Origin of the sequence: Microcystis sp. LSC13-02 (genome assembly GCA_002282935.1) — a bacterium.
Taxonomy (GTDB): Bacteria; Cyanobacteriota; Cyanobacteriia; order Cyanobacteriales; family Microcystaceae; genus Microcystis.
Genome location: MTBT01000187.1, coordinates 1 through 5,872, shown reverse-complemented (window position 1 = coordinate 5,872; position 5,872 = coordinate 1). Strand labels below are relative to the sequence as shown.

General features: G+C 43.4%; 5 protein-coding genes. All 5 read right to left on the bottom strand.

Features of this window, described 5'->3' with window-relative positions; genetic code table 11:
- Nucleotides 1-247: 247 nt before the first annotated feature.
- Nucleotides 248-1,213, bottom strand: coding sequence for a permease (locus BGL89_RS11145; RefSeq protein ID WP_286825762.1), 966 nt, complete (start codon nucleotides 1,211-1,213; stop codon nucleotides 248-250).
- 106 nt (nucleotides 1,214-1,319) lie between these two features.
- Complete coding sequence (locus BGL89_RS11140) at nucleotides 1,320-2,657, bottom strand: anthranilate synthase component I (protein WP_286825761.1); 1,338 nt, start codon at nucleotides 2,655-2,657, stop codon at nucleotides 1,320-1,322.
- Between the two features lie 129 nt (nucleotides 2,658-2,786).
- Nucleotides 2,787-3,164 carry a hypothetical protein gene (locus tag BGL89_RS11135; protein WP_045360581.1) on the bottom strand — a complete coding sequence of 126 codons (378 nt, stop codon included), beginning with the start codon at nucleotides 3,162-3,164 and terminating at the stop codon, nucleotides 2,787-2,789.
- A 36-nt stretch (nucleotides 3,165-3,200) separates the two neighbouring features.
- A complete protein-coding gene (locus BGL89_RS11130) occupies nucleotides 3,201-4,919 on the bottom strand; it encodes an ABC1 kinase family protein (protein WP_286825760.1) in 1,719 nt (572 codons plus the stop codon).
- A gap of 146 nt (nucleotides 4,920-5,065) precedes the next feature.
- Nucleotides 5,066-5,791, bottom strand: a complete 726-nt coding sequence (locus BGL89_RS11125; RefSeq protein ID WP_353743925.1) for a HEPN domain-containing protein — start codon at nucleotides 5,789-5,791, stop codon at nucleotides 5,066-5,068.
- Nucleotides 5,792-5,872 lie beyond the last annotated feature (81 nt).

The window sequence follows — 5,872 nt, the reverse complement described above, 5'->3', positions numbered from 1 at the left end:
AGGTTCAGTTTTTAGCTTGGTTATCGCTTTTTCCATTGTAGCTTAAAGCCGTCCTAAAAGGACGGGGTTTTAACCCAAATTTTCGATAAAACTATGTTGTCACAACTCCGGCAAGCCGAATCAAGATGAGTTAGAGTTTAAATGCTTAGGAAAATAGGGTCTGTAGGCGCACGGATTTTCCATTATATATATAGTATCATGTCAAGGGGCTTTTGTCAAGAGAAAATTTTTCTGACCCAGAAGGAATTCAACCTAGATAAAAACTGAGGATCAGAGCCACTAAAAAAGTCATTAACAGGTATAAAATTCCGAAATAAAGGACGATTTTAGGACGGAAAGCTGATAGGAGGAGGATAAAAGCTTTAATATCAATTAGGGAAGCGACCAGTAAAAAAGCGAGAGTGGAACCCACGGACAGATTAGTAATTAAAGAACCGGGGACAAAAGTGCTCAGACTGGTATTAACAGCGAGGGTGAAACCAAATAACAACTGCACGAGAATTTGAGTAACGGGAGTATTCCCCCAGGCAATTAATTGACTCTGAGGTAATAATAGCTGAAAGACACTAGCGATCGCACAGCCAATAATTAATAATCCCCCTAATTCCAGTGCTTCATCGATAAAGTTATCGAGAAATAGCTGCAGAGAAATTGGCCAAGCTTGCCTATCTCTAGTTTTATACTCATAAACAAGATTGCCGACTCTTTGTAGGGGTTGACCGGCTGCTTCCTCAGGTAAAAAACTACCGGAAAGAACTAAACTTGATTCTAGGGGAATTTCGCTATCGGTGCGGGGTTTTTCCCGGTAGAAACTAAAGAGAGTACCGATAACAATTGCCATTAACCATACCGAAAGCGATCGATAGAAGAAAATACTAGAATAGGTGAAAGTCTGCCAAGTTAGCCAAAGAGTGACGATATTTAGGGTAGGTGCAGCGGTGAGAAAGCTAAACACCACCCCTGGGGGTACTCCCTCTAATAAGAATCTTCTAGCGACGGGAATCGTGCCGTATTGTCCGACCGGTAGGATTAATCCGATGGCACTGCCAACGATCGCTCCTAACAGTCGATTACGGGGAAATATCGCCGCTAATCGCTGTTTATTGACGAAAACCAGCAAAAAACTAGAAACGGCTGCCCCGAAAAGTAAAAAGGGAAGGGAGGTCAAGACTAAACTAAGAAAAAAAGTAACTGCGATAGAAATTTGATTCATGAATAGGGTTCAAGATCGGAAGCTATCCTACAAAATAGCAGATAAGGTAAAAAGTAAAAAGAGCGGTTTTAGATGCAACAATAGGTTAGTTTGTTGAAATCAAAAATTAAAAAGAACGTAAAGCGATTAATTGTGCCTCAGCTTTATGAAGGGATTCTAACCATTCTTTTTCGGGATCGCTATCGGCAACTATTCCCGCTCCCACTTGTCCCCAAACGGTGTTTAAATTCCCTTGAGCAGTCATTAATAGGGTACGGATGAGAATATTCAAATCTAAATGACCCCGTAGGTCAATATAGCCACAGGAACCATAGAATAAATTACGTCGCACCGGCTCCAATTCTTCGATAATTTCTAGACAACGAACTTTCGGACAACCGGTAATTGTTCCCCCCGGGAAAAGAGCTTTAATTAAATCAATAGCATGATACTTTTTATCTAATTTTCCTTGAACATTACTGACCAAGTGCATAACGTGACTATAACGCTCGATCGTCAGTAATTCATCAACATCAACCGATCCCCATTCACAAACCCTACCTAGATCATTGCGTTCTAGATCCACTAGCATAATATGCTCGGCGCGCTCTTTTTTATTAGTTAATAGTTCCTCGGCCAATTGTCGATCGAGTGCCTCGGTTTTACCCCGGGGACGGGTTCCTGCGATTGGTCTAGTGCTGGCTATTCCTCTTGCTAATTTCACCAATCTTTCGGGAGAACAACTAATCATTTCGCCCCAAGGTGTGCGCCAATAACTGGCAAAAGGAGAAGGGTTAATCTGTTGTAAACTGCGATAAATTTGCCATCCTTTTGCCTTAGTTGTGCTTTGAAATCTTAGGGATAAATTTGCTTGAAAAATATCGCCTTTTCTGATATAATCTAAGGCTTTTTTAACAGCTTTTTCGTAGTCGAGTTGAGAAGTATAAAAGATTAAGGGAGAGGGATGGGGATCGATCAACTCAAAATCGGGGTGATTGGTTAAAGATTGTTCGTATTTATCTAAATCTTCGGGTTTAGTGGCAGCTAACCAGAGAATTTGTGCTTGGTGATCGAGAATAGCAAAACTATCCGGTTCGTACCAATAAGCGACGGGAAAAGGGAGATTATCAGCTTTCGTGCTGGGTAATTTTTCTATTTCCCAAGCTAAATCGTAGCCTAACCACCCCAACCAACCGCCATGGAAGGGAAGATGATCGGGAAGAACATCGGATCGGGTTTGGGGGAGTAAACTGCTTAAAAAGGGCAAAATTTCCCCTAGTGCGGGGGTCCAAAACTGACGCGGGGAACCAGCACAAAGAGAGTAACGGGAGAGGGAATTACCCGGATAGGGACTTTCTAGTAAAGTAGCGATCGCATCTTGGGAGAATAAACAGGCAAAAACCTCAGAACCAGTGCGCTGATGTAGAGGAAGAGATCGCCAATGCCATGCTAAAGGTTTTTGCATCTAAAATCGCGGGCCAAAATAGCTGGTAAATTGGGTATAAATAAGGGTTTGGTGTTAGTTGTGGGGTAGTTGATCTTTCCTATCTGCTAACACCTATTCTCTTAGTCCTAAATGTTGGCTGTCTCCTAATTATCCCCGATAATCGAGGTCAATTTCTTTAGAACCGCCGCGCTGTAATTGGCCTAATAATTCCCCTAACTGACTCCAAACCAAACCACCGATAAAGATAGTCATCGGGAGAGAGATAGCGTAGGCAACCCAACCATTGAGAATAAATATATCTAATCCCGAGGCGAGGAAAAGACAGATTCCGATACAAATACCGATAAAAGGAATTTGTAAGGAACTGGATTTTAAAAGATTTTGATCGTCCGAGCCCTTATTTTTATACCAATTGTTAACCACTTGCTTGAGACTAGCTTCAAAAGCGGCCCCGCAGGTAATACCGATAAATAAACCGGCAACAACCAGAAAATAGGGCGGTTGGGGCAGAAAATAATAATCCATAGAAAAAGTGATTAACCGATGATGACCTTAAACACTTTAACGCGAACTGGTTTCTCCCGGAAGGACAGCGGCCACACCTTGGGCAGATAATTCCCGAAAAGCGCTCATGGCCACATCCAAGAGTCGCCGCGGTTGCAATTCTCCTTGGATTAAACCCCAGAGACGTTGTACTTCGGCGGTATGGAGACGGTCATCTTCCGTTAAAGCTAATAGCAATTGACGACGCAGATAACGACCTTCTTCCGAGAGAAGAAAAGTGATGCCTAATTGCGCGGTGGGCAGTAAATCGAAGTTACTTTCCGAGCGAGCCATTGTAATCATGTTTTCTAGGCGTTGCCACTGGAATTTACCGTCTTTGAACAGGACATCCAGTAAACGCCGCCGCAGTTGGGGCGATTCCCCGGTCAGGAGACGTTTAGCGACGTAGGGATAGGCCACTTGGACGATTTTGAAGTTAGGATCGAGGGTGAGGGCTGCCCCTTCTTGGGTGACGAGGGAACGAATAATCAGGGCGAATTTGGCGGGAATCCGGAAGGGATACTCGTACATCAATTCGGAGAAATCATCGGTAATGGTGCGGAAATTGAAGTCACCGACCCTTTGACCGATGGCATTGCCTAAAACCCGTTCTAGAGCCGGAATAATTGGTTTTATATCCGTTTCTGGGGTTAAAAATCCCAGCTTGACAAAGTTGCTGGCCAGGTTTTCGTAGTCTTTGTTAATTAAATCGACGACGCAACTAGCGAGGGTTTCTTTAGTTTCCTCCTCTAACTGGTCCATCATGCCAAAATCGATATAGGCCATGCGACCATCAAAAGTGGCGAAAAGATTACCCGGGTGGGGGTCAGCGTGGAAAAAGCCGTGTTCGAGGAGTTGCTGTAATCCAGAGGTGACGCCGATTTTAACGATATTATTGGGGTCCAATCCTAAAGCTTTGATGTTCTCGGTATCGGTGAGTTTATAGCCATCAATCCATTCCAGGGTAAGGACGCGGCGACCACTATAACGCCAGTAGATACTGGGAACTTTAACTTCGGGGTTATTTTGGAAGTTGGTGGCGAATTTTTCAGCGTTGCGACCTTCGTTTTGATAGTCGATTTCCTCAAAGAGTTTGGTGCCGAATTCATCGACAATCAGGGTGAGGTCGTGGCCGAGATTGAGGGGTAATAAACGACCGAATTTTTGGGCAGCCCAGCGCATTAGGTATAAATCGAGGCTTAAAAGCGCCCGCAGCCCGGGTCTTTGCACTTTAACGGCTACTTCTTCACCGGTGGGTAGAATAGCTTTGTAAACCTGTCCTAAACTAGCGGCAGCCACCGGGGTGGGGGATATTTCTCGATAGGCTTTTTCTACGGACATTCCCAATTCGGTCTCGATAATGGCAAAAGCAATGTCGTTATCGAAGGGGGGAAGTTGGTCTTGCAGTTTAACTAATTCGTCTAAAAAGTCTCTGCGAACGAGGTCGGGACGGGTAGAGAGAGCTTGACCGACTTTGATGAAGGTGGGACCTAAACAGGTGAGAATTTGCCTAAGTTCGCTGGCACGCCGGTATTTATTGGCTTCTTCTTGCTTTGTCCATTTGTCCCAGAGGAGACTGAGGAGAAATAATCCTAAAGACCAAATAATCACGAAAGTGCGACCGAACAATTGCCAAGGTTTGTAACGGTATTGTTGAGCGATCGCTTCTGCACTGTAAGGAGTGAACTGTGTTTCTTCTCGTTTCCGGTCAGTTTGACTGTCTTGATGCCGACTCACAAGCTAATCTCTATATATCTTACGCCACTTGATATTGTAGCTAAGTTCTTGGCATCGGTATACAAAACTACACATTATTTAATAATTGTTATAATTCCCTGAGAAATCATAAGTATTTATGGCTGGACTGCCGGGGAAATTCTCGGCTAGTGGATGTCCTCAAGTACCTGATGGATATTTTCAACAAGCTGTTCTATAAAGGTAACGGCATCATTAACGAGATTTTCATCGATATTCCAGCGACTGCCAATGCCATAACTCGGGTCTATATCAGCTTCGTGGGCGATTTTGTTCCTTCGATCAACAATTGCGCTAAGTTGGTTTTTAATATCTTTGGCTGGTTTATTTAGCTTGCCAGCCACTTCTTCCCACAATTTCTTGGCTGAAATTAGTCTAATGGCCTCCGCTATTTTGTCCGGTTGTTGAAAGCTTTTATAGCTGAGGTTTTCTCTAATTTCAGCTTCCAACCAATAATTACTATTAAGTTTGTTAGTGAGAAGATTTTCAATCATTGGTAGTACCTCGGAAATTGAGCGAGATTCTTGACCAAAAAAAGAACCGTAGTTTTGTTGAATTTCGTTTTCTAACCAAGAGCCAATACTAATAGCTATCAATCGTTCTTGTCGTGCGCCATCTAGGGAGACTTGAAAACGAGAAAAGGCAGAGGGTTCTGAACGTTGGCCTCGATAAATTTCTAGCATTCCTAGAGTAACCACTTCGTGAATATAATAATCTAAAGCGCTCACAGTCAGGACTAAAGCGGCTCTGAGGATATCCGATACATCTGGGGCGGGAGTAGTCTGAGATTTGAGAGAATTGTGGATAGCGATTAAGTCACGAACGCGAGCAATGCTAAGGCGAAATTCGCCAATTCAAAAATGAAGTGCATCAATGTCTGATGATAATTCATAGAATACCTCAAAAGGGGTTCGATAGTCAAGACATTTTCGAGG